We start from the raw sequence: 24115 nt of genomic DNA, 5'->3' as shown, positions 1-24115 counted from the left end.
AACACGATTTATATTTTTTTGAAAATTACAGATGCATTGTGTCCTCCAAATCCAAAGGTGTTTGAAAGCGCTGCTCTTACTTCTCTTTTCTCTGCTTTATTAAAAGTGAAATTGAGTTTTGGATTAAAAGCTTCATCTGCGGTTTGATGATTAATCGTTGGCGGAACAATGCCTTCTCTTACGGCCATAATAGAAGCAATAGCTTCAATTACTCCAGCTGCTCCAAGAAGATGTCCGGTCATGGATTTTGTTGAGCTGATGTTTAATGCGTAAGCATGCGCTCCAAAAACAGATTCTATTGCTTTAGATTCTGCAATATCTCCTAGTGGAGTAGAGGTTCCATGAACATTGATATAATCTACATCTGAGGCATCCATTCCTGCATCACGAAGTGCTTCATTCATTACCAGTTTAGCTCCTTCTCCTTCTGGGTGAGGTGCTGTAAGGTGATGAGCATCTGCTGAAAGCCCTGCTCCCACTAGTTCTGCATAAATGGTTGCACCACGTTTTTTAGCGTGTTCATATTCTTCAAGAATAATAGATCCTGCTCCTTCTCCTAGTACAAAACCATCTCTTTCTTTATCAAATGGTCTTGAGGCTGTTTCTGGCGAATCATTTCTTGTAGAAAGTGCTTTTAATGCATTAAAACCACCAATTCCAGCTTGGTTTACAGAGGCTTCAGAACCTCCTGTAACAATCACATCAGATTTTCCTAAACGAATATAGTTATAGGCATCAATAATGGCGTTTGTAGAAGATGCACAAGCGGAAACAGTGGTGAAATTTGGTCCACGGAATCCGTATTTTATAGAAATCATTCCTCCTGCAATATCCGCAATCATTTTTGGGATAAAGAAAGGATTGAATCTTGGTGTTCCATTTCCTGTCGCATATTCAGATACTTCATTGTAGAAAGTTTCAATTCCCCCAATTCCAGAACCCCAAATAACCCCTACGCGGTCTTTGTTGATTCCCTCATCTGAATCCAATTTTGCATCTTGAATGGCCTCTTGAGCTGCCACCATTGCAAATTGGGTAAAAGGATCCATTTTTCTTGCGTCTCTACGTTCTATATGATCTAGAGGGTTAAAGTCCTTTACCTCACAGGCAAATTTTGTTTTAAACTCTGATGCATCAAATCTTGTAATTGGTGCAGCACCGCTTACTCCTTTGATCAATGAATCCCAATATGTTTGAAGATCATTTCCAATAGGTGTAAGGGCTCCAATTCCGGTAACAACAACTCTCTTTAGTTCCATAAATGCGAAAGGTTTCATTAAAAATAACAACACCCAATTACCTCTTTGTTGTCAAAGAAGTAGGATTGGGTGTTAATAAAACTGGTAATTTCTTACTTTGCGTTCTCGTTGATATACTCGATAGCCGATCCTACAGTTAGAATATTTTCAGCTTGGTCATCTGGAATTTGAATATCAAATTCTTTTTCGAATTCCATGATCAATTCTACTGTATCCAAAGAATCAGCACCTAAGTCGTTTGTGAAGCTAGCTTCAGCTGTTACTTCTGCTTCATCAACTCCCAATTTGTCGACAATAATCGATTTTACTTTTGCTTCGATTTCAGACATAATACTTATTTTAGTTTTTAATGAACTGCAAAGAAACAGAATTCTGTAGAATGAACAAAAAAAATCTACAGTTTCGTAACTTGCACTTGTTTATTTCTGAAGCCAAATATACAAAAAATATAGAATGAAAAACACCATTAGACTAGCCTTGTTTGCCTCGGGTTCTGGAAGCAATGTAGAGAATATAACAAATTACTTCTCTGATAAAGAAAATATTGAAATAGACGTTGTTTTTGCAAACAGACGTAATGCTTTTGTTTTCGAAAGAGCGAAAAAACTTGGAATTCCTGCATTTTATTGTCCAAAAAATGAATTTCAAACGGCTTTTATGCTCCATCAAGTACTTAAAGAGCGAAAAATAGACTTTATTATCTTAGCGGGTTTTCTTTTAAAAGTTCCAGAAATTCTCATTAAAAACTTTCCCAATAAAATTATTAATATTCATCCTGCACTTCTTCCAAAATATGGTGGAAAAGGAATGTATGGTATGAATGTGCATCATGCCGTTGTAGCGAATCAAGAAAAAGAAACGGGGATTAGTATTCATTTGGTTAATGAAAATTATGATGAAGGAAAATTGTTATTTCAAGCCAAAACAGCACTTTCTCCAGAGGATGACGCTTCAGTGGTCGCTAAAAAAGTACATGAACTCGAATATGAACACTTCCCTAAGGTAATAGAATCATACATTTGTAAAAACCAATAATCTTTTTTCTAAATCTTGGGCATGAAAAATTATTTAATCCTATTGAGTTTAGCTGGAATTTGCTCTTTTCATTCTTGTAAGAGTAGTAAAGAAGCTCAAAAGACTACAGATATAGACCATGAGAACATGGCTGTTTCAGACTCTGTCGTGAATTTTGATGAGCTGACTCTGGAAGAAAATGTAATTTCCGAAGTAAAAAAACATCAGGAAAGTGCAAAAAAAGTCATCGATATTTTACATACCCAACTGCATATTGATTTAGATTGGGAACAAAAAATTATTCATGGAATAGCTCATCTTTCCCTGAAACCTTTTCGTGGAGAGCTCAACGCTTTTAACCTTCATGCCAAAGGTTTGAAGGTAAAAAAAGTGTATTTTACGGCTAATAAAGAGAAACTCAAGTTTGAAACCAATGGTGATTTACTCCATATTCAGCTTCCTCGATACGTCTCTAGCCAAACAAAAATTTCAATAGAATATCAAGCGCAGCCTTCAGAGTCAGCTAGGCTCCAAGCCAATAAATTAGGATTATATTTCAAAACGAATCATAGAGAATATCCTAACCATATCTGGACACAGGGAGAAGTACAACAATCCTCTTGCTGGTATCCCACAGTAGATGAACCAAATGAGAAGATGACGCAAGAAATTTTCTTAACAATCCCTAACCAATATACTTCTTTGTCAAATGGAGCATATCTTGGAACAGAATACCTGAGTAATGGTAAAAAGATAGAACATTGGAAGCTTTCACAACCGCATTCGCCTTACCTTTCTATGCTTTTTGCGGGTGATTTTAGCTTGATAAAAGGAAAACCTTGGAACGGAAAAGATATTTCTTACTATGTAGAACCTCAATATCAACATAGAACCGAAGAGTTTTTTGGTAGAACACAGGAAATGCTTACTCATTTTTCAAATTTGCTAGGAACACCTTATCCTTGGGATAAATTAGGACAAGTAATTACCAGAGACTTTACGGCTGGAGGAATGGAAAATACTGGAGCAATCGTGTATTATGATGCCATGTATTCTGATGAAAAACATCGTTTAGGAAGTGATTTTGATGATCTTGTAGCTCATGAGATATTTCATCAATGGTTCGGAAATTTAGTGACTTGCGAAGCATGGTCTCAGCTTTCGCTTAATGAGTCTTTTGCCACTTACGGTGAATTTCTGTGGCTAGAACACAAAAAAGGAGAGCAGGAAGCAGATTATCATCTTCATCAAGATTTAGAACATTATCTTCAAGAAGCTTTGAGTAAAAGAGAAGCCATCATTAATGCGGAATACGAAAAACCCGAAGATCTATTTGATAGACACCGATATGCAAAAGGAGGAAGAGTGCTTCACATGCTAAGAACCTATCTAGGTGATGATATTTTCTTTGAGGCTCTACAGCTTTATTTAGAAAGATATGCTTATAAAAATACAGAAATAGCGCATTTAAGATTGTGTTTTGAAGAGATAAGTGGTGAAGATCTTAAATGGTTTTTCCACCAATGGTTTCATCAAAAAGGACATCCTGAAATAGAGGTAGAACACGAGTTTGTAAACAGAACGCTTACAGTAAAAGTGAAGCAAACTCAATCACTAGATACCTATCCTCTTTATCGTTTACCATTAAAAATAGATCTCTACCATGCCAATGGAATTACAAGAAAAGATATTGTAATGACCAAGGATTACCAAGAGTTTGTATTTATGATGGATGAAAAACCCCTCTTAGTAGATTTTGATGGAGAAAAAGCACTTTTGGCAGAAATTGATCAAACAAAAACTGCTGAAGAATATAGTTTTCAATATAGAAAAACGTTCAATTTTTTGGCTAAAGCCGAAGCTCTGGAAGGGGTTTTTAGAGTAAAGCCAAAAGATATTAATCAGCTGACAAATAAAGCACTTTCGGAGTTTTTCTGGTATTTTAGAAAATATGCTTTAGAAAATATGGATGTGATCAATCCAGAAGATAGAGAGCAGTTTTATATCAAAATTATTGATATGGCAAGGCAAGATAAACACCCCAAAGTGAAAATAGCAGCTTTGAAGTGTTTAGAAAAGAATTTCTCTACTCGTTATACAACCGAAATTTTTCAAAATGCCTTAAAAGATCCTAATTATCAAGTAAGAAAAGTGGCTCTAAAATATTATTACAAACAACAGCCAAAGGAAGCACATGCGCTTGCTATGCAGTGGGATAAAATGCTAGATCCTGTGCTAAACAAGGCGGTGGCCTATGTGTATGCTCAGCAGATAAATCCAAGTTATATGGATTATTTTCAAGAGAAAATAAAGAAATACCCTTTGGATTATGAATATTATTCTGCCTATCAAGCGTATCTTTTAAAGATGAAAAAAGGCTATATAGCCGAAGGAGTCCGTTTTTTAGGAAATTGCAAAGCAGATGGTATTCAAAATCAAGAATACTTTATTGCGTACACTTTAAAGGGAATAAAGGAAAGCCTAAAATCTAAAGATGAAATACATTACCAAGATATTATCAAGGAAATAGATTTTATTTTGGAATAAAAAGGTTTAAAGTAGGATTAATAAAAGGATGGCGGCACCTGCAAATCCGCCACCTTTTCCAAGGCTTTTTAGGCGTTCTTCCATCGTTTTTCCTTCCACTTTATAATCGTATTTATGGCGGTCAAAATGTCCTTTTTGGGCGGAAATAGCCATGGAGTAGTGATCCAAAATAGTATCATTTCCTAAGAGAAAAGTAAAGCCAAAAATTTCCCCTTTTTCCATTAGTTTTTTAAATACATTTTTGTTATTTGTAATTTCACCTCTTATGGTTCTGAGTATAGGTTTACTTTGTGGGGAAATCATCACATAGGACACATCATCACTAAAAAAAGTAAGATCTTCTTTACTGTGACTGGGTTCTAGGTGAAGAATAAAATCTGAGATATAGGTTATTTCTCCCATGATTTTTGTGCTGTCTTTTAGGAGAACAGCATCATAGAGTTTTTCTTTTTTTGAAAAAAGTTGTGCATTTGCCAAACCCATTGGAAGGATTAAAAAAAAGATCAGCCATTGTTTCATCAAGTAAATTTACAGAAAAAGAGTTGTTTATACTTTGTTTTTGAGTTTCATGGCGTAAGATACACTAGTTTCGGGGAGCGTTTTTCATATTCTCTTTCACAATACAAGTCATTGCAACTCGGATGGCAGAATAATCATAAGCTTCTTCAAAAAAATCAAAAAGTGGTTTGAGCTTTCCATCAAAATCAGGATTTTGGACTAAATATTCTTTGCATTTTTTTATAAGAGTCTTGTTGGCATATTTTTCTAAATCATCTATAGCATCTTCTAGATACAACTGGCAGAGATGCGAAAAAATCGTCAGGTCTTTTAGTCCTCTCAGCTTAGCAATTTCATCTATAGCGAGTCCTTTTTGATACAGTTCCAATGTTTTTTCTTTGGTAGATTTTTTTAGTCCACAAAAATCTTTTATTGCATCGATAAAGTCAAAACCATACCGATCTAATTTTGTTTGTCCTACACCAGAGATTGCCAAGAAATCATTATCTGTGATAGGTTTTAAGTTAGCCATTTCTCTAAGACTCACATCAGAGAAGATGACAAATGCCGGGACATCTTCTTTTTTTGCAAGTTTGAGCCTTACCTTTCTGAGTTTTTCAAAGAGTTTCTCGTAATCATTCTGTGCATCAGATTTTACTTTTTGATCTCGTTTTACTTTTGCAACTTGTTCAAAAACAGGTGTCATTACTTTTTTACCCTCAAACAAAATTTCTTTTCCTAAAGTGGTCACTTCTAGTGCATGTCCATCTTTGTATCTTATAGAAACAATACCCAGCTGAATAAATTGAAGAATCAAACGTTGCCATTTTTGATACGATAAATCATTTCCTTTCCCAAAGGTTTTAATTTGATCATATTTGTGATCCATCACATGATTTGTGTATGTTCCTTTGAGGACATCAATCACGACACCCGTAGCTTCTTTTTCTTTAAGTCTTTTGAGGGCAGAAAGAACCTTTTGAGCTTCAAGGGTGGTATCGGTAAGTTTAGGAGGGCTTTGGCAAACATCACAGTTGCCACAATTTTTCTCAACAATTTCACCAAAGTAGTTCAATAGAATTCTTCTTCTACAAATAGTAGCTTCTCCATAGTCTAGCATTCTTTGGAGTTTTGCCAAAAGGATTTCTTCATTATTTGTATTCTCTGCAAACTTTCTTAGCTGAAGTACATCGGCATAAGAATAAAATAATAGTGTATCCGATGGTGCTCCATCTCTTCCTGCACGTCCTATTTCTTGATAATAATTCTCCATTGATTTCGGAAGATTATAATGGATAACCCAACGAACATTGGGTTTGTCTATTCCCATTCCGAAAGCGATGGTTGCGCAAACGATGGGAATTTCATCTCGCAAAAACTTTTGTTGGATATCCGATCGTAATTCCGTGCTCAAACCAGCATGATAAGGCATAGCTTTAAGCCCAGCATCGCGAAGTTTTTGGGCCATTTTTTCAGTAGAATTTCTTGAGGTACAATAGATGATTCCACAAGAATTGGGTCTTTCTTCAAGAAATTGAAGAATTTGTTTGACTCTGTTTCTACCACTTTTTACAGAAAGATAAATATTGGGTCTGTCAAAAGAGGATTCAAAAACACGCGCTTTTTCTAGTTTTAAAAACTCCAGTATGTCCGATTTTGTGGTGGGATCTGCTGTAGCTGTTAAAGCTATAACGGGTGCCGATGGAAAATGTTTTTTTAATAATGCTAGATCCTTGTACTCGGGTCTGAAATCATGCCCCCAAGCAGATACACAGTGAGCTTCATCAATGGCAAAAAGACTTATGGGTAGCGATTTAGCATACATGAAAAACTCTTGGGAAAGGAGTTTTTCTGGAGAAACATAGAGAATTTTTATTTTACCCTGATCAATCTCTTGATAAATTTCGTTTTGTTCTTTTTCTGTTAAGGATGAATTCAAATATCGAGCTTCAATACCGTTTCTTACCAAAGCATCAACTTGATCTTTCATTAGGGCAATTAGGGGAGAAACTACGATACTCATCCCTTCCATAATGACCGATGGAAGTTGATAACAAATAGACTTTCCACCTCCAGTAGGCATCAAAACTAAGGCGTCATTTTTTGATAAAACAGTTTGAATAATTTCTTCCTGAAGTAGTCGGAAATCATTGAAGCCAAAGTTTTTTTTGAGCGATGCTTTTAGTGTAGGCAATTGCATTGTAGAGGTGTTTCTATGTTTAATGAGGGAAATTACGAATATTCTCTTGATCCTAAATTGTACAAAACGTAAGTAATGGTAAAATAGTTAGACAAAAACGTGTATTATGTTACAAACCAAAGTGAAGGTAGCCTTTACCTTTGCCAAAAATTAATTAGAACCATGACAGAGTTATTAACAAAAGAAACGTTCCAAAGTAAGGTATTTAACTTTGAAAAAAATAAAGATTGGAAATTTGAAGGTGATAAGCCTTGTATTATTGATTTTTATGCAGACTGGTGCGGTCCGTGTAAAACGCTTGCTCCCATTCTAGAGGAATTAAGCAATGAGTATGGAGGTAAAATCAATATTTATAAAGTAGATACAGAAAAAGAACAAGAACTTTCTGGAATGTTTGGAATTCGTTCCATTCCTTCAATTCTTTTTGTTCCTATGGATGATCAGCCACAAATGGCAGCAGGAGCATTGCCAAAGGCTCAGCTTGAAAAAGTAATTGCAGACGTACTAAAAATAGAAAAATAGGTTTTAACTCGCACATAAATCCTTAACTAATTTTTTTAGTGTTTTAAAGCCGTATTTTCATTGAGAGAATACGGTTTTTTTTGAAAAAGATTATTTTAAGTAGAAAAAAAAGACCTGACTTTGAAATATTTGATTATATTTGTTGTAACAAACATAGTGATAACATAAAAACAAACACAAATGATCAAAGTAATTTTTAAAGCGATTTTTATAATGTCGTTATTTTTTAATCAAATTACCTTAGCTCACGAAGTTAAAAAGAATATCAACACAGAAAAAAGCACTATAGAATGGCATGGGAAATCGCTTTCAGGAGCCCATGAAGGTCTAGTAAGCTTAACAAGTGGATTTTTAAAAATGGACCATGGACGTATTTCAGGAGGAAGTTTTGTAGTTGATATGCCAAGTCTTCATGCAACAGATTTAAAAGGAGAATGGCTTGATAAATTAAATGGACACCTAAAAAATGATGACTTTTTTGGAGTTGATAAATACCCGACGTCAAAATTAGTTTTCAAGACCGTGAAAAAAATAGATGATCACTCTTATGATATCATAGCGGATCTTACGATAAAAGGGCACACAGAAGAAGTTTCATTTGTGCTAAGAACTGTAGAAGGTGGCGCAAACGCCAACTTGAGAATCAACCGTACTAAGTATGGAATTAAATACGGATCGGGAACATTTTTTGACAACCTAGGAGATAAAACGATAGATGATTACTTTACACTTAAAGTACATTTAGCTTACTAAAAATACAACTCAAAAGTAACCTGTACACAACCAACCCCAACCAGGGAAAAAACGCTATCGAGCCTCGATAGCGTTTTTTATTTATTGCATTTTAAAACAAGCAAAAACATAATTCTGTACTCCTCCCGAAGGAGTTATATGGTCATAGCCAAAGTGCTCTATAAGCTTCATTTCTGGTTCAAAAAGACTTTGGAGTTTTTCTATAGAATATTGTTTTATGGGTAAACCACTACATTTTGTGGGCCCTTGCTCAGAAAATGTTCCTAAAAAGAAATAGCCCTCTTTTTTAAGATGATTCTTTACTGTGTTTACATAGTTTGTAATGTCTTTTTCTTCTGTAAGAAAATGAAAAGAAGCTCGATCATGCCACGCATCATAAGGATTAGATGGATGAAACGAAGCACTGTTTTCTACAATCCAATTTACTTGATTGCTCTTGTTGTCTAGTCGTTTTTGAGCTCGAGCAATAGCATCTGAGCTGATATCCAAAACACTGATATTCTTAAACTGTTTTTCCAGTAAAAAGTCCACTAAAAAACTATCTCCACCACCGATATCAATAATGTGAGCATCGTGTTTGATTTGATATTTTTCAAAAAAATCTAAAGAGATTTTAGGTTTTTTTTGATACCATCCTACTTGTTCAAAAGCTTTTGTTTGGTAAATATGATCCCAATATTCTTTTTTGTTCATAGACTGTTTTTTTACTTTAACCTTTGATTTATAAGAATCGCAAAAAGATATTTTTTTAATGAGCTTCTAACCAGTTCTGCCCTTCATTTACATCAACAATTAAAGGAATGCTGAGTTTTAAAACGCCTTCCATGACCTCTTGTATCTTCTTGGCAAAATCTTCTGCAATTTCTTCAGACACATCAAAAACCAATTCATCATGTACCTGAAGAATCATTAAAGCATCATATTGCTCTTTTTCGATCACTTTCTGTATTTCAATCATGGCAATTTTAATCAAATCGGCAGCAGAACCTTGAACGGGAGCATTTACGGCATTTCTTTCGGCATGAGCTCTTACAACAGCATTTCGAGAATGAATATCTCTTAAGATTCTTCGTCTATTAAAAATTGTTTCAACAAATCCTGTATCTCTGGCAGTATTCACCATTTCCCCAATATATTCCTTGAGTCTTGGGAAGGTGTTGTAATAATTTTGAATCAGTTCTTTACTTTCTTTTCGGCTCAAATCTGTTTGTTCGCTCAAGCCAAATGCAGAAACACCATATATGATTCCAAAATTTACCGTTTTTGCATAAGATCGGTAGGTTCTAGTAACTTCATCTAGGGGAACATTAAATAACCTTGAAGCTGTGGAAGCATGAAAATCTGAACCTTCATTAAAGGCTTTAATCATTTCAGGGTCTTGGCTCATGTGGGCAATTAGTCTGAGTTCAATTTGAGAATAATCGGCAGCCAATAATACTCTGTTTTTAGTTCTTGGAACAAAAGCTTCTCTCACTTTTCTTCCATCTTCTGTACGGACAGGGATATTTTGAAGGTTTGGGTTTGTAGAACTCAATCTTCCCGTAGCCGCCACAGTTTGACGATAATTGGTGTGTATTTTCTGTGTTTCTGGATGTATCAGTTTTGGAAGTGCATCCACATATGTAGAAAGTAATTTTTGAACGCCACGGAATTCAAGAATCTTTTCAATAATTGGGTGTTTTGCCTTTAATTTTAATAGAACAGGTTCTGCAGTAGAATATTGCCCCGATTTTGTTTTTTTAGCTTTTGCATCAAGTTGAAGCTTATCAAAAAGAATAACCCCTAGTTGCTTTGGTGAGGCGATATTAAAATCTTCCCCTGCCATTTCGATAATTTCTTTACTCAGTTCTGTAGATTTTGCACTGAGTTTTTTAGATTGTAGCGTGAGATTATCGGTATCTAGATGAACGCCATTCCATTCTATAGTTGCCAGTACTTTTACCAGTGGCATTTCTATTTCTTCAAAAAGTTTTTGGAGCTTTTGATCTTTTATTTTTTCTTCAAGGATATTTCCTATTTGGCAAACGGCATCCACAGTGCTCAATCCATAATTTTGTCTGGCTTCTTGGTCAATATCTCTAAAATTAACATCCTTAAAAGATTTTTTACCTACTAATTCTTCTAATGTAGTTAAATCTTGATTGAGATATAAACCAGCCAACCTTTCTAGATCATGTTTCATATCTGGTTCCAAGAGGTAATGTGCAATTTCTGTATCAAAAATATTATCACCCAATAAAATATCATATTTCCTAAATACCTGAATATCATACTTCATTTTAAAAGAAAAACGCTTGATCCAGTTATAACTTAATATTGGTTTGATTCTTCTTAAAAGGACTTTACATTCCTCTTGATTTTCAGGAAAAGGAAGGTAGAATGCGTTTCCTGCTTGTGCAGAAAAACTGATTCCTACAATTTCTGCATCTATTGGGTTGAGACTTGAGGTATCTAATTGAAAAGCATATTTTTTATACTTAAAAAGATATTCTATCATCTCATTGAGCATCTCATCATTCTCAATAATTTTATAAGAAGCCGTATTTAAGTTTGGTGTTTCAGTGATGTCTTGATTATCTTCGGTTTCTGTTTCAAACTGAGAAAATAAATCGGGTTGAGCAACAATTTTTGTCTTTTGGGTTTGAATCCCTTTGCTTCCTATTGTTCCGTTTTTTACATCAGAAAGACTGATTTGGAGTCTTTTTGCGCTCGAGTAAAATTCTAATTCTTTAAAAAGACTACTTAAAGCAGTTTTGTCATATTCTTCTCTCAGGAAATCTTCCAGTTTAAACTCATGAGGAACATCGGTTTTTATGGTTGCCAACTCTTTCGAAAGATAAGCCAACTCTTTATTTGCGATGACTTTTTCTTTTTGTTTTCCTTTGAGTTCTTCAACATTTTCATACAATCCGTCGAGGTTGTTATAGAGTGCCAAAAGTTTTTTGGCGGTTTTTTCTCCCACACCAGGTATCCCAGGGATATTATCTGAGGAATCGCCCATCATGGCAAGAAAATCAATTACTTCAATACAGTTTTTTACCCCAAATTTTTCTCGAACTTCATCTTCTCCCCATATTTCTACACCTTTCCCCATTCTTGCGGGTTTGTACATAAATACATTTGGGCGAATAAGCTGTGCATAATCTTTATCGGGTGTCATCATAAAGATATCAAGATCTTCTCTAGCGTATTCCCATGCCAAGGTTCCTACAATGTCATCTGCTTCAAAACCTGGTTTTTTGATCACAGGAATTTTCATGGCATCTAATAAAGAGAAAATTCTAGGTATCGCCACTTGAATTCCTTCAGGCATGGCTTCTCTATTGGCTTTGTAGGCTTCATATTGTTCATGCCTAAAAGTAGGACCCGAAGTATCAAAAGCCACTCCGATATATTTAGGATTTTCTTTTTCTAAAACATCTAAAAGCGTGTTCATAAATCCAAAAACTGCCGAAGTATTCTCACCTTTAGAGCTTATTCTAGGATTTTTTGCAAAAGCAAAATAAGAACGATAAATTAATGCAAAGGCATCAAGAATAAAGAATTTCTCTTTTTGATTTTCCATTGGGAAAAGTATTTTTTCTATTGAAGAAGCAAGTTAAGAGATATTTTTTTAAAGCAAATAAAAAGCTTGAATTCTGGTAGGGGTATATTTACTTATGTCGTTTTTATAAAGTTTGTGGAGTCGATATATAGGTATTTAATCATATCAATTGTAATTGATATTTACTCATGGTGAGGCGTAGCGTAGTATTGAATTACCAGAAAATTTGAGTGTAGTGTCTGAATATGTGTATGTAATTGTAATGGTTAACTTTGTGAAAGTTGTCAATGTACAAATAAGCTGAAAATTATTTGTAATTTATCTCATCGATGAGAAACGAGAAGTTTTGTTGAATAAAATTATTGATTTCTTTAGTGTATTCATTTGAAGAGTCAGTAAGGTAGATGATTTCATAGAGATTTTTATACTCTTTATGTTCTGGAGTACCATATTTTGGTTTATGATCAACTTGTTGCAGGAATGTTTGAAGATTGCGATTATGTTCGTTCATTAATCCATTAAATTTAATACAAGTATCATGAAGCTCGCGACCGTAATACGCTTCAGCAGTAGCTAGTAACTCCAAGAATTCATTTTGATATAAGATATAATGTTCATAGCGTTGAGAAAATTTTTCTTTTAATCTATCGCTTTCTTTTATGTTTTCAGGAGGGCTACTTAGGTCGTATCGTGATCGTATCCTTTCCATTTCATTTCTTAATTTATAAATCGAAGAAAGTAATTTGGCGGCGAATTCACTTTTTCTTTTAAGTAATGATTCTTTTTTCCACTTGTGAAATCCTTTAATGATGAAAATTGTGGAAATTATTGCGCTAATTATAAGTATTATGTCTTTTATAATTGACACTGCAGTACTTGCGTCATTGAAGAGCTAAAATGTATTTCTATCATGAAAAAAAGCGTTTGTTAAAGATATTAAAATTACTTTAATCTTCATATTTTCTATGAGCCAGCAATGAATTTTTTCTGAAAGCTCCATCAAAAAATATCAAGCATAAAAAAAGCACTTGAAAAATCAAGTGCTTTTAAATCAGAGCGGGAAACGGGACTCGAACCCGCAACCCTCAGCTTGGAAGGCTGACGCTCTACCAATTGAGCTATTCCCGCCTGTGTTTTTGTCGCCAAAAAGATGTGAAAATTGTGGTGGGAGCAGGATTCGAACCTGCGAAGGCGTAGCCAACGGATTTACAGTCCGTCCTCGTTGACCGCTTGAGTATCCCACCTCAAGTATTATTCACTATTTCAAAAAGAGCCGATGAAGGGACTCGAACCCCCGACCTGCTGATTACAAATCAGCTGCTCTAGCCAGCTGAGCTACATCGGCATTGCTCTTTAGCGGTGGCAAATATAAGCCAAGAATTCAATAAAACAAGGAGGTGAATGCTTTTTTTTTGATAAAAATATTTGTTTTTTACCTAATTAAAAGAAAACCAAATATTTATTGATTACTATTTTTTTTAGGGATTAATTTATTTTTTTGAAACAAGTCTTTTTAAGACTAAAAAAACCGTTTGCAAGAAAAAATAAATCACTAAATTTGTTCAATTATTTACCCTATAAAAATAAACAATATGAATTTCGAATTAACGGAAGAACATAAAATGATTCAGGAAGCTGCAAGAGATTTTGCACAAGCTGAATTATTACCAGGAGTTATTGAAAGAGATGAGAATGCAACTTTCCCACATGAGCAAATCAAAAAAATGGGAGAGCTAGGTTTTCTTGGTATGATGGTAGATCCACAATATGGTGGTGGAGGAATGGATACCATTTCTTATGTATTGGCAATGGAAGAAATTGCTAAAGTAGATGCTTCTGCGGCTGTTGTAATGTCTGTTAACAATTCATTGGTTTGTTGGGGACTCGAAACTTTTGGATCTGAAGAGCAAAAGCAAAAATATCTTAAGCCATTGGCTTCGGGAGAAATTATTGGTGCTTTTTGTTTGAGCGAACCAGAGGCAGGATCAGATGCTACTTCACAAAGAACTACGGCTATTGATAAAGGAGATCATTACTTGGTAAACGGAACAAAAAACTGGATTACTAATGGATCTACTGCTTCTGTTTATTTAGTCATTGCACAAACAGATACAGATAAAGGACACCGAGGAATCAATGCTTTGATTATTGAAAAAGATACTCCAGGATTTACTGTGGGTGTAAAAGAAAATAAAATGGGAATTCGTGCATCAGATACTTGTTCTTTGATGTTTAACGATGTAAAGGTGCCTAAAGAAAATAGAATTGGAGAAGATGGATTCGGATTCAAATTCGCAATGAAAACGTTAGCAGGTGGGCGAGTAGGAATCGCTTCTCAAGCTTTAGGAATTGCTTCTGGAGCACTAGATCTTTCTGTAGCTTACGCAAAGGAAAGAGAAGCTTTTGGAAAACCAATTGCACAGCATCAAGCAATTGCTTTTAAACTTGCAGATATGGCTACAGAGGTAGATGCTGCACGTTTGCTGTGTTTAAAAGCGGCTTATGACAAAGACCATAATCTAGATTATGGAAAGTCTTCGGCAATGGCTAAACTATATGCTGCTGAAAAAGCAATGGCGATTACTACAGAGGCTGTACAAATCCATGGTGGATATGGATACGTAAGAGAATATCACGTAGAAAGAATGATGAGAGATGCAAAAATCACTCAAATCTATGAAGGAACTTCTGAAATTCAGAAAATTGTAATTTCTAGATCTGTTTTATCAGAATAGTCTAGATTCTAGTTTAGAAAAATAAGCATCGGAATTGTATTTCGGTGCTTTTTTTTTGCCCATAATTGTCATTCAGAGAAAATATCTTGAACAGGGTGAAACTACATTTTTTACAAAAAAAAAAAAATCAGACTTAAGTCTGATTTTGAGATATTAGGGGATTAATCAAAGTTCAATCCTCACTTTGCTTTCAATAATCGTTTTTACGAAATTAATAAAGAAAGTAACCTTTTTGTCTTTTTGGGAAACTGGATTATCAGCAACAAAATCTTCTTCAATAATGGCATCTACCACTTCTTCTGTTTTTTGGTCAAAAGCGGAGTTGATATTCCACATCAAGAAAGCCATAATTGCTAAAATGAATGGATAAAATAACCGTTTATTTTTTTGATTCTTGTTCATTATCTGATACTAATAAGGCAAATTTAACAAAAATTTACTCAATAGCAATGAATTACGACCAAAATGGTTTTTTGAAAGTCCAGTGGTATTTTTTGATAGTAGAAAATTATTTTTTCTCAATGAGTCTAAAAGCTTGACTCATTTTTTTATTATAGATTAATAAAATAAAAAATGCAACGGTAATTGCGGAGTCAGCAATATTGAAAATATAGCGAAAAAACTCGTAATAAGAACCTCCCACAAAGGGAATCCAATTAGGAAGTGTTCCTTCCCAAAGCGGAAACGAAAGCATATCGACTACTTTTCCATACAGAAAGCTAGAATAACCTTCGGAGCTTGTAAAATTTGCTAAACTAAAGGGGGTACTTTCGGTAAAGAGAACACCATAGAACATTCCGTCTAAGATATTTCCGATGGCACCAGCCAATACCATGCTAAATGCAGTGGTGATAATCCCAGGAGCATTCTTTTGATACATTTTCCTAAGTAGCCAGATAAGTCCTCCTATCATTACAATTCTGAAGAGACTTAACACGATTTTAGGAAGAAACTCTGTTCCGAAAGCCATTCCGTTGTTTTCCACAAAGTGAATGTGAAACCAATCTAGAATAACGATTTTTTCATGGAGCAACATCTGGGTTTTCACCCAAATTTTGCTCAACTGATCTACCAATAAAATGGCTATAACTATCCACCAAGTTTTTTTCAAAATAATTTATCCTCTCATGTTTTTAGCTTCAATACTCATGGTAGCGTGAGGTACAAGTTTCAAGCGTTCCTTTTGTATGAGCTTTTTGGTTACTTTACAAATCCCGTAGGTTTTGTTTTCTATTCTGATAAGGGCAAGTTCAAGGTCTCTGACAAATTTTTCCTGTCTTGCAATAAGAATTGAGTTGTTTTCTTTGGCAAGTGTTCCTGCACCATCTTCATAAGAATTGGCTGATGAATAAGTATCATTTGTTCCGTTTTCTTGAACGAAGGCACCTTTTAATATTCTAATATCATTTTTTGCTGAATCAATCTTACTGTTAATTAATTCTTTAAACTCTTGTAGTTCTGCATCTGAATAACGTAATCTCTCTCCCATAATTCATAAATTTTAACTGTTTTACACTTTCGATACATTCAGATAAATTTTGTATCCGTCTATATCGAGTTCTATTCCGTTTTCTAATGTATTTTCAAAAATAATATCATTAGCAAGAACTTCATCCGCAATATATTTGCCAAAATTGTCCACAGACTTCTTTAACTGTTCTTCTTTTTGAAATTTAACTATTATTTTATCAGTAAGTTCTAGGTCCATATCCTTACGGATATTTTGAATTCTATTGATAATATCTCTTGCCAATCCTTCTTCTTTCAAGGCATCTGTGAGGGTAATGTCTAGTGCTACGGTAAGTCCTTCTACTGTAGCTACACTCCACCCTGGGATATCTTTGGTTTGGATTTCTACGTCCTCTAGGCTAAGTTCAATGTTTTCTCCTCCGACTTCTAATGTAATTGCTCCGTTTTGTTCAATGGTTTGGATATCTTCTTGATTCATCCCATTTACTTTTTGAGCAATGTTTTTCATTTGTTTTCCAAATTTTGGACCCAGTGCCTTAAAGTTCGGTTTGATATTTTTTACCAATACATTGTTGTTATCTTCCAACAGTTCAATATCCTTAATATTCACTTCCGAAAGAATGATATTTCTCATTTCGAGAAGGATTTCTTTAGCTCTAGGATTATCTATTGGAATCATCACCTTTTGAAGCGGTTGTCTTACTTTTAGTTTCTCTTTTTGACGAAGAGATAGGATGAGTGAGCAGGTCTTTTGAGCAAATTGCATTTTTTCTTCCAGACTTTTATCAATCCACGATTCGTTAGGTACAGGAAAATCTGCTAAATGCACAGAATCTTGGGCATTTTTGTTTCCTACGTTGCTCAAGTCTTGATACAGTCTATCGAAATAGAAAGGAGCGATAGGCGAAGAGATAATTGCCAAATTTTCTAAGCAAGAGTAAAGTGTTTGGTAGGCAGATATTTTATCTTGATTATATTCTCCTTTCCAAAATCTTCTTCTGTTAAGTCGTACATACCAGTTGCTGAGCTTGTCATTCACAAAGTCATTGATTGCTCTGGCTGCAAGAGTAGGTTCAAACTGCTTGAAGTAGTTATCTACTGTTTGGATCAAGGTTTGAAGTTCTGATAAAATCCAACGATCCATTTCTGGTCTTTCTTCATGTTTTACCATTTCTTCGTCCATGGCAAATCCATCAAGATTTGCATAAAGTGCAAAGAAAGAATAGGTATTATGAATCGTTCCGAAAAGTTTTCTTTGTACTTCTGTGATACCTTTTTTATCAAATTTTAGATTATCCCAAGGTTGTGCATTAGAAATCATATACCAACGTGCAGCATCGGGTCCAAATTCTTCAAATACTTCAAAAGGATCGACCACATTTCCTTTAGATTTAGACATTTTATTACCTTTTTCATCTAAAACTAAACCATTAGAAACTACGTTTTTATATGCAACGCTTCCTTTTACGATGGTAGAAATGGTGTGCAAAGTATAGAACCAACCTCTAGTTTGATCCACTCCTTCGGCAATAAAATCTGCAGGATAATTTTCATTGTTATCAATGAGTTCTTTGTTCTCAAAAGGGTAGTGCCATTGAGCAAATGGCATAGAACCTGAGTCAAACCAAACGTCAATTAAGTCTGGGTCTCTTCTAAGTTCTGTTCCTTTATTTGAAACCAAAACAATTTTATCTACAATATGTTTATGTAAATCTACTTTTGCGTAGTTATCTTTAGACATATCACCTACCACAAAATTTGCAAATGGATCTTCTGTCATCAATCCTGCCGAAATAGATTTTTGAATTTCCTCTTTAAGGTTTTCTATAGAATCTATAATGATTTCTTCACCAGTTTCGGCATTTCTCCAGATAGGGAGAGGTATTCCCCAGTAGCGAGATCTTGAAAGATTCCAGTCGTTTGCTTCTTTGAGCCAATTTCCAAAACGACCTTCTCCTGTAGCTTTTGGCTTCCAGTTGATCGTTTCGTTAAGAGAAACCAATTCTTCTCTCACCTCTGGTACTTTAATAAACCAAGAATCTAATGGATAATAGAGAATGGGTTTATTGGTTCTCCAACAATGTGGATAGTTGTGATTATATTTTTCTACTTTAAAAGCCCTATTTCTTTCTTTAAGCTCTATAGCAAGTTGAACATCAATTGATTTTTCTGGAGCTTCTCCTTCAGGATAATATTCATTTTTCACAAACATATTGGAATAGTTACCCATTCCATCCACAAATTTTCCTTGAAGGTTGACCAAAGGAATTAACTCATCTTTTTCATCCTTAATCAACATAGCAGGAACTCCTGCCTCTTTGGCAACTTGCGCATCATCTGCTCCAAAAGTGGGAGCAATATGTACGATCCCTGTACCGTCTTTAGTTGTAACAAAATCACCTGAAATGACTCTAAAAGCCTCCTCAGGGTTTTCTGCAGGTTGTTGGAAATCGAAGAGTTGATGATATTTAATTCCAACTAAGTCAGCTCCTTTGCAAGAAGTGTGAATATAATAAGGAATCTTTTTATCTCCAGATTGGTAAGCGTTTAATTCTTCGGCACTTTCAACGGCTTTATACTTTTTAGAGAATTGATAATTAATCAACTCTGTAGCCAAAACCAAAAATACTTTTTCGTGAGTATATTGGTTAAAAGTTTCGATAAGTGTATAATCTATTTTTTTCCCAACTGCCAAGGCTGTGTTTGAAGGAAGTGTCCAAGGTGTGGTTGTCCAGGCTAAGAAAAAGATATTTTCTGAAATATTTCTAAGCTGTTCTGGAAGCGTTTCTGGAAGTGTTTCAAACTGAGCGACCACCGTAGTATCCGAAACGTCTTTGTAACAACCTGGTTGATTGAGTTCATGGGTACTCAAACCCGTTCCCGCAGCAGGAGAATAAGGTTGTATTGTATAACCTTTATACATCAACCCTTTTTTATACACTTGTCCCAATAACCACCACACAGACTCCATGTATTTAGAATCATAAGTGATGTATGGATCAGACATATCTACCCAATACCCCAGTTGGCGTGTAAGATTGTTCCATACGTCGGTATAACGCATGACACTTTCTTTACACTTTTGATTGTATTCAATCTCCGATATTTTGGTTCCAATATCTACCTTTTTGATTCCAAGTTCTTTCTCAACACCCAGTTCTACAGGAAGACCATGAGTGTCCCATCCTGCTTTTCTTCTTACTTGATATCCTTTGAGTGTCTTGTATCTACAGAAAATATCTTTGATACTTCTTCCCATGGCATGGTGAATTCCCGGTAAACCATTTGCAGATGGAGGACCTTCAAAAAACACATAAGGCTTGTTGGAATCCTTCTCAGAAACCGAACGTTTGAAGATCTCATTTGCATCCCAATATTTCAGGATCTCTTGTGAAAGATTAGGAAGGTTAATAGACTTGTAGGTAGTATATTGTTTTTTCATCATCGTCAATTTGATACAATTGTGCGAATTTAACCCAATTTCTGCATTAAGACAACTTGTTTTCTTTTTGAAAATATCTGTGTTTTAGAAAAGGTTTTTTTGTATCGTTCTAGTTTTGAACAAAAAGAGCATTCATTATTCCATAATCCGGATTAAAAAAACATTGCATTTGTATAAAAAATGGTATCTTTACGGGTAAAATTTTTTTTTCTTATGAACAATTTTCGGTTTGTCAGTTTATTGATTTTTAGTTTAGTATTTCAATTTTCGGATGCTCAATTAGCAAATAACCCTTGGAGTGATATTGGACCTCACGAGGTTTTTCGAAAGAGTAATAATGGTGCTACACTAAAATCTGTTTCGAGTTTAGGGAATATTTCCACCTTTAGCCAGTCTATTTCCAACCCCAATGTACTTTATGCAGGAAGTGAAGTAGGAGCCGTATTCAAAACCATTGATAAAGGTTTGAATTGGAGCTCTATTGAGGATCACGTGTTTGATTTTGGGGCAGTAAAATCTATAAAAATAGCACCTAGTACAAGTGCAGTAGTTTATATTGGTTTTTTAAATAAAGTTTATAAAACTGCCAATGGAGGAATTAACTGGACAATGGTTTTGGATGTACCAAATGATACCATCAACGCCATAGAAATTCATCCTTCAAATCCCAATAAAGTATTTATTGCAGGAACTTTTGGAATTAAAAAAACAAGTGATGGTGGAAACCTTTGGGATGATCTTGCAACTGTAGAATGTTGGGACATAAAAATAGGTACAGGGAGTTCTTCTACTCTTTTTGCCGCCATTACAGATACAAATAGAAACACCACCTATATCCATAGATCTTATGATGAAGGGAACACTTGGAGTAAAAGATGGTTTGGTTGGTTTTTTCCAAAAACGGGAACGGCAAAAAATAATTTCGGAGCAAGAATTGCGGTAACCAAAGCGGATACTAATAGAATCTATGCCATTTTATTAGGTGACGAAAATGATTTCACGAACGATAATGGTTTTATAGGAATCTATCGTTCTACAAATGGCGGAAACTCATGGGCAACTCCTTTTGATGGAAACTTAAATGGAAATCCTGATAATCAGCCAGGAGGTCCATATTTTGGAGGACATTGGTGTTTTACAGGGTCAGATACAAACGGAATGAGGGCAAGTGATGGTTTTCGTAGTTTGGATATCGAAGCATCTGATGTGAACGAAGATCATTTAATGATCGGAGCAACTAATTTGTTTAAAAGTACCGATGGAGGTGTAACATACTCACTTAACGGAGGAACTTTATGTAATGGTTGTACAGAAAATAATCAATCCATTAATATCCATCAAATTGAAATGAATGATCAAGATGTTTGGGTAAGCTCAGATGGAGGTATAGATTTGTATGACACGAGCTTTGTTCATCAAAGTGCGAGAAGTAAAGGATTAAATGTAAGTGAATTCATTAGCTTTGATCAAGGATGGAATCATCCAACACTTGCAGGAGGAAGAAAAAACGGACATTTAGTAGTTCACAACTCTGGATTTGGAGATAATGTATATGCTCAAATAGAAGGAAGAGAGACCGATTTTGTACATATAGATAAAGTTACAGGAAATAAAGTTTATCATAATATTGATGGAACACCAGGATTAGCCCTTTCAAATTCTATTCAAAATGCGACTTCAAATATTGAGAATTTTGATAAAACATCGAATACTTATCCAGACCTTTTAGCAGATGGAACAGCTGAAGTTCACCCATTATTTGGACATATTGTTTATATCACCGATAATCAAGATCTATACAAAAGTATAGATGGAGGAGAATCTTTCTTGAGGGTTCACCAATTTGGTAGTTTGCCCAATAGACCCATTTCTTCTTTTAAAATGTCTAATGTGAATCCTGATACCATGTTTGTGACACAGCAAGATAGCGGAAAAACAATTTTGTGGCGTTCTGAAAACGGTGGAGATGATTGGATAACTATTGCGTTTCAACTTGATGATGAACCTCATGTGTATCTTGATATTGATGAAGACGACAATATCTTTGCCCTAGCTTCTACTAATGGACTTAGTTCTGCAAAAGTGCTCGTGAGTAGTGATTACGGAATTACATGGTCGAATATTACACATTCAGGTTTGGGGAACGATACCCTAATTGATATTGAAGTCCAAAAAGGAACAAACCAAGGGGTTTATATAGCTTCCAAGAAGGATATATTCTATATCAATAATAATATGACCGTTTGGCAAAAACTGACAGACGGACTACCTAAGAATTTTAGAGTGAATAAGATACTACCTTTTTATTCGGGGAATAAACTCCGTGTGGCAGGAAACCGTGGGATATGGGAAAGAAACCTTTTTGAACCTTCGCAACCCGTATCTTTACCAATCACCACATTGATCAATGATAATTGCGATTCTTTAGAATATCGTTTCGATGATATGTCAACACTCAATCATACCAATGCTACTTGGACTTGGAATTTCCCAGGAGCTTCAAAAACATTTGGAACTAATCAAAAGTCTGCTAGAGCCGTTTACTATAACGGAGGTGTTTACACAGCTTCTCTCACAGTCTCAAATAATTTTGGGACGAGTTCAAATTCTATGGTTGACTTGATAAAATATGATGACTCATATTGTGAGCCACTCGAAGAGCCATTAAACGCATTAAAAACAAATTATGCAAATGAAGTAAGATGTTTGGATCATAATTATGACGAAATTATTAGTGATTTTACCTTTACAGGTTGGTTTAAACCCACCTCAAACGCGTTTAGTGGAACAACGATTTTTTCTTTTAGAACTCAGGCTGACACAAATCTTGAATATCGTTTAAGAATAGGACAAGGAAACAATATTCAATTGACATGGGAAGATCAGGTTTTCTTAACGAATATGCCTTATGTGAAAAACCGTTGGAACTTTATCGCATTTAGCGTAGGAGACACCGCACTTACTATTTATCATAACGAAAGAAAACAGAGCTTTAATCACGTCAACGGATCCTTTAAAATTAAAGATATTGCTTTAGGACGAAATTTTGAATTTTATTCTTTTAGAGGACTATTAGATGAATTTAAATTCTGGAGAAAAACACTTACAGAAGCCGATATCAAACTCAATAGACACTTGATTCAAACCAATATTTTGACGAATGACTTGATTATGTATCATCAGTTTAATGGAATAGGTAAAGGAACTTTCTATGATTTAAAAAGGAACTTTAATTTTGAAATTTCCAAAAATGCTGAAATGGTAGAGTCTGATGCACCCGTTGGACCAGGAGTTAGTTTTAAAATGAATATAACAGGACCCGGAGATTTTAACTTTTTGGGAACAGGATGTGAACTCAAATTTCCTACGTCAAGCCCTTATCCTGATGGAGAAATTGTGGTTTCTAAAATCAATATTCCACCTTCGAAAATACCAACAGGAATGTATAAAATATCTGATAGTTATTGGATTATCAATAATTATGGAGACAACGAATCCTTTAACAAGATTGCAAAAATAACATTGAGAGCTGTCCCAAATCTTTCTCATATTCCTGATAATACGAATTTGAAATTATACCAAAGAGATCGAAATGCTGATAAAGCAGCTGCTTGGACTAAAAAGAAAGATAATGCAACTAGTTATGATGTAAGTCTTAACACCGTTGTTTTTGAGGATTCTGAGATAAACACAGGTGGGCAAATCTTTTTAGCAACGCTTATTCCTGGTTTAGATATCAAGGAAATATTGTCTCAAGATAAGCAAGGCAAAATCAATATATATCCGAATCCTATTAGCCAAGGAGAACTATTGAATTTTGATTTGAATGATCAAGAAGTAGAATCTATACAAGTTTTTGATGTACAAGGTAGAGTAGTGGATTATCAAAAAATGAATCTGGAGTCCCCTTTTTATAACACCTCTAAGTTGGAAAAAGGAATATACTTTATTCAGCTTTCTACAAATTCTAAGACCCTATTCTCTAAAGTTGTTGTCCAGTAAAATAAATGGATAACTCTTATAAAATCTGCGATGTTTCAAAAAAAATACTATTTTTGAAACATCGCTTTTTGTTTTGTTATAATAAGTATTTTGTTCAGTACATTTTATTCTTTTTCAGAATAAGTGCTA

General features: G+C 34.7%; 17 protein-coding genes and 3 tRNA genes. 6 read left to right on the top strand and 14 right to left on the bottom strand.

Annotated elements, in window-relative coordinates; all coding sequences use genetic code 11:
* Nucleotides 1-8: 8 nt before the first annotated feature.
* Complete coding sequence (fabF, locus tag N4A45_04025) at nt 9-1259, bottom strand: beta-ketoacyl-ACP synthase II (protein ID MCT4664385.1); 1251 nt, start codon at nt 1257-1259, stop codon at nt 9-11.
* 92 nt (nt 1260-1351) lie between these two features.
* Nucleotides 1352-1588 carry an acyl carrier protein gene (locus N4A45_04020; GenBank protein ID MCT4664384.1) on the bottom strand — a complete coding sequence of 79 codons (237 nt, stop codon included), beginning with the start codon at nt 1586-1588 and terminating at the stop codon, nt 1352-1354.
* 124 nt (nt 1589-1712) lie between these two features.
* Between N4A45_04020 and N4A45_04015 the strand changes: the two genes are divergently transcribed.
* Nucleotides 1713-2294 (top strand): phosphoribosylglycinamide formyltransferase, encoded by a 582-nt coding sequence (locus N4A45_04015; protein MCT4664383.1) that lies wholly within the window; start codon nt 1713-1715, stop codon nt 2292-2294.
* A 21-nt stretch (nt 2295-2315) separates the two neighbouring features.
* Nucleotides 2316-4820: a M1 family metallopeptidase gene (locus tag N4A45_04010; GenBank protein MCT4664382.1), complete on the top strand. Its 2505-nt coding sequence runs from the start codon at nt 2316-2318 to the stop codon at nt 4818-4820.
* A gap of 6 nt (nt 4821-4826) precedes the next feature.
* On the opposite strand, the gene N4A45_04005 is transcribed toward N4A45_04010, so the two are convergent.
* Both N4A45_04005 and recQ read right to left on the bottom strand, forming a co-directional pair.
* Nucleotides 4827-5339 (bottom strand): hypothetical protein, encoded by a 513-nt coding sequence (locus N4A45_04005; GenBank protein ID MCT4664381.1) that lies wholly within the window; start codon nt 5337-5339, stop codon nt 4827-4829.
* A gap of 64 nt (nt 5340-5403) precedes the next feature.
* Entirely contained in the window at nt 5404-7518 is a 2115-nt protein-coding gene (gene recQ, locus N4A45_04000; GenBank protein MCT4664380.1) for a DNA helicase RecQ, read from the bottom strand.
* Nucleotides 7519-7680: 162 nt separating this feature from the next.
* On the opposite strand from recQ, the gene trxA reads away from it, so the two are divergent.
* Both trxA and N4A45_03990 read left to right on the top strand, forming a co-directional pair.
* Entirely contained in the window at nt 7681-8040 is a 360-nt protein-coding gene (trxA, locus tag N4A45_03995) for a thioredoxin (GenBank protein MCT4664379.1), read from the top strand.
* Nucleotides 8041-8220: 180 nt separating this feature from the next.
* The gene (locus tag N4A45_03990; GenBank protein MCT4664378.1) at nt 8221-8793 is read left to right on the top strand and encodes a YceI family protein; all 573 of its coding nucleotides are present in this window, start codon (nt 8221-8223) and stop codon (nt 8791-8793) included.
* 81 nt (nt 8794-8874) lie between these two features.
* Here the strand turns inward: N4A45_03990 and N4A45_03985 are convergent, their stop codons facing one another.
* From N4A45_03985 to N4A45_03960, 6 genes are all read right to left on the bottom strand, one after another.
* Entirely contained in the window at nt 8875-9486 is a 612-nt protein-coding gene (locus tag N4A45_03985; GenBank protein ID MCT4664377.1) for a class I SAM-dependent methyltransferase, read from the bottom strand.
* A gap of 55 nt (nt 9487-9541) precedes the next feature.
* Complete coding sequence (polA, locus tag N4A45_03980; protein MCT4664376.1) at nt 9542-12358, bottom strand: DNA polymerase I; 2817 nt, start codon at nt 12356-12358, stop codon at nt 9542-9544.
* 286 nt (nt 12359-12644) lie between these two features.
* The gene (locus N4A45_03975) at nt 12645-13046 is read right to left on the bottom strand and encodes a hypothetical protein (protein ID MCT4664375.1); all 402 of its coding nucleotides are present in this window, start codon (nt 13044-13046) and stop codon (nt 12645-12647) included.
* Between the two features lie 346 nt (nt 13047-13392).
* Nucleotides 13393-13465: transfer RNA gene (locus N4A45_03970), tRNA-Gly, on the bottom strand.
* A gap of 34 nt (nt 13466-13499) precedes the next feature.
* A tRNA-Tyr gene (locus N4A45_03965) sits at nt 13500-13581 on the bottom strand.
* Between the two features lie 27 nt (nt 13582-13608).
* A tRNA-Thr gene (locus N4A45_03960) sits at nt 13609-13682 on the bottom strand.
* A gap of 247 nt (nt 13683-13929) precedes the next feature.
* On the opposite strand from N4A45_03960, the gene N4A45_03955 reads away from it, so the two are divergent.
* Nucleotides 13930-15072 carry an acyl-CoA dehydrogenase gene (locus tag N4A45_03955; protein ID MCT4664374.1) on the top strand — a complete coding sequence of 381 codons (1143 nt, stop codon included), beginning with the start codon at nt 13930-13932 and terminating at the stop codon, nt 15070-15072.
* Nucleotides 15073-15237: 165 nt separating this feature from the next.
* Here the strand turns inward: N4A45_03955 and N4A45_03950 are convergent, their stop codons facing one another.
* The 4 genes from N4A45_03950 to ileS all read right to left on the bottom strand — a co-directional run bounded on the left by N4A45_03950 (nt 15238) and on the right by ileS (nt 19984).
* The gene (locus N4A45_03950; protein MCT4664373.1) at nt 15238-15474 is read right to left on the bottom strand and encodes a hypothetical protein; all 237 of its coding nucleotides are present in this window, start codon (nt 15472-15474) and stop codon (nt 15238-15240) included.
* Nucleotides 15475-15580: 106 nt separating this feature from the next.
* The gene (locus N4A45_03945) at nt 15581-16183 is read right to left on the bottom strand and encodes a lipoprotein signal peptidase (protein MCT4664372.1); all 603 of its coding nucleotides are present in this window, start codon (nt 16181-16183) and stop codon (nt 15581-15583) included.
* 6 nt (nt 16184-16189) lie between these two features.
* Nucleotides 16190-16564: a TraR/DksA family transcriptional regulator gene (locus tag N4A45_03940; GenBank protein ID MCT4664371.1), complete on the bottom strand. Its 375-nt coding sequence runs from the start codon at nt 16562-16564 to the stop codon at nt 16190-16192.
* Between the two features lie 18 nt (nt 16565-16582).
* Nucleotides 16583-19984, bottom strand: a complete 3402-nt coding sequence (gene ileS / locus N4A45_03935) for an isoleucine--tRNA ligase (protein MCT4664370.1) — start codon at nt 19982-19984, stop codon at nt 16583-16585.
* A 213-nt stretch (nt 19985-20197) separates the two neighbouring features.
* Between ileS and N4A45_03930 the strand changes: the two genes are divergently transcribed.
* Nucleotides 20198-23986: a T9SS type A sorting domain-containing protein gene (locus tag N4A45_03930; GenBank protein MCT4664369.1), complete on the top strand. Its 3789-nt coding sequence runs from the start codon at nt 20198-20200 to the stop codon at nt 23984-23986.
* The last annotated feature ends 129 nt before the right edge of the window (nt 23987-24115 follow it).

It is taken from the genome of Flavobacteriales bacterium (genome assembly GCA_025210805.1).
Taxonomy (GTDB): Bacteria; Bacteroidota; Bacteroidia; order Flavobacteriales; family CAJXXR01; genus JAOAQX01.
This window is presented reverse-complemented; position numbering and strand designations above follow the sequence as displayed.

Excerpts from the sequence above, each read along its gene's own strand:
- fabF (MCT4664385.1), bottom strand. The coding sequence starts at position 1,259 with ATGGAACTAAAGAGAGTTGTTGTTACCGGAATTGGAGCCCTTACACCT.
- N4A45_04020 (MCT4664384.1), bottom strand. The coding sequence starts at position 1,588 with ATGTCTGAAATCGAAGCAAAAGTAAAATCGATTATTGTCGACAAATTG.
- N4A45_04015 (MCT4664383.1), top strand. The coding sequence starts at position 1,713 with ATGAAAAACACCATTAGACTAGCCTTGTTTGCCTCGGGTTCTGGAAGC.
- N4A45_04010 (MCT4664382.1), top strand. The coding sequence starts at position 2,316 with ATGAAAAATTATTTAATCCTATTGAGTTTAGCTGGAATTTGCTCTTTT.
- N4A45_04005 (MCT4664381.1), bottom strand. The coding sequence starts at position 5,339 with ATGAAACAATGGCTGATCTTTTTTTTAATCCTTCCAATGGGTTTGGCA.
- recQ (MCT4664380.1), bottom strand. The coding sequence starts at position 7,518 with ATGCAATTGCCTACACTAAAAGCATCGCTCAAAAAAAACTTTGGCTTC.
- trxA (MCT4664379.1), top strand. The coding sequence starts at position 7,681 with ATGACAGAGTTATTAACAAAAGAAACGTTCCAAAGTAAGGTATTTAAC.
- N4A45_03990 (MCT4664378.1), top strand. The coding sequence starts at position 8,221 with ATGATCAAAGTAATTTTTAAAGCGATTTTTATAATGTCGTTATTTTTT.
- N4A45_03985 (MCT4664377.1), bottom strand. The coding sequence starts at position 9,486 with ATGAACAAAAAAGAATATTGGGATCATATTTACCAAACAAAAGCTTTT.
- polA (MCT4664376.1), bottom strand. The coding sequence starts at position 12,358 with ATGGAAAATCAAAAAGAGAAATTCTTTATTCTTGATGCCTTTGCATTA.
- N4A45_03975 (MCT4664375.1), bottom strand. The coding sequence starts at position 13,046 with ATGGAAAGGATACGATCACGATACGACCTAAGTAGCCCTCCTGAAAAC.
- N4A45_03955 (MCT4664374.1), top strand. The coding sequence starts at position 13,930 with ATGAATTTCGAATTAACGGAAGAACATAAAATGATTCAGGAAGCTGCA.
- N4A45_03950 (MCT4664373.1), bottom strand. The coding sequence starts at position 15,474 with ATGAACAAGAATCAAAAAAATAAACGGTTATTTTATCCATTCATTTTA.
- ileS (MCT4664370.1), bottom strand. The coding sequence starts at position 19,984 with ATGAAAAAACAATATACTACCTACAAGTCTATTAACCTTCCTAATCTT.
- N4A45_03930 (MCT4664369.1), top strand. The coding sequence starts at position 20,198 with ATGAACAATTTTCGGTTTGTCAGTTTATTGATTTTTAGTTTAGTATTT.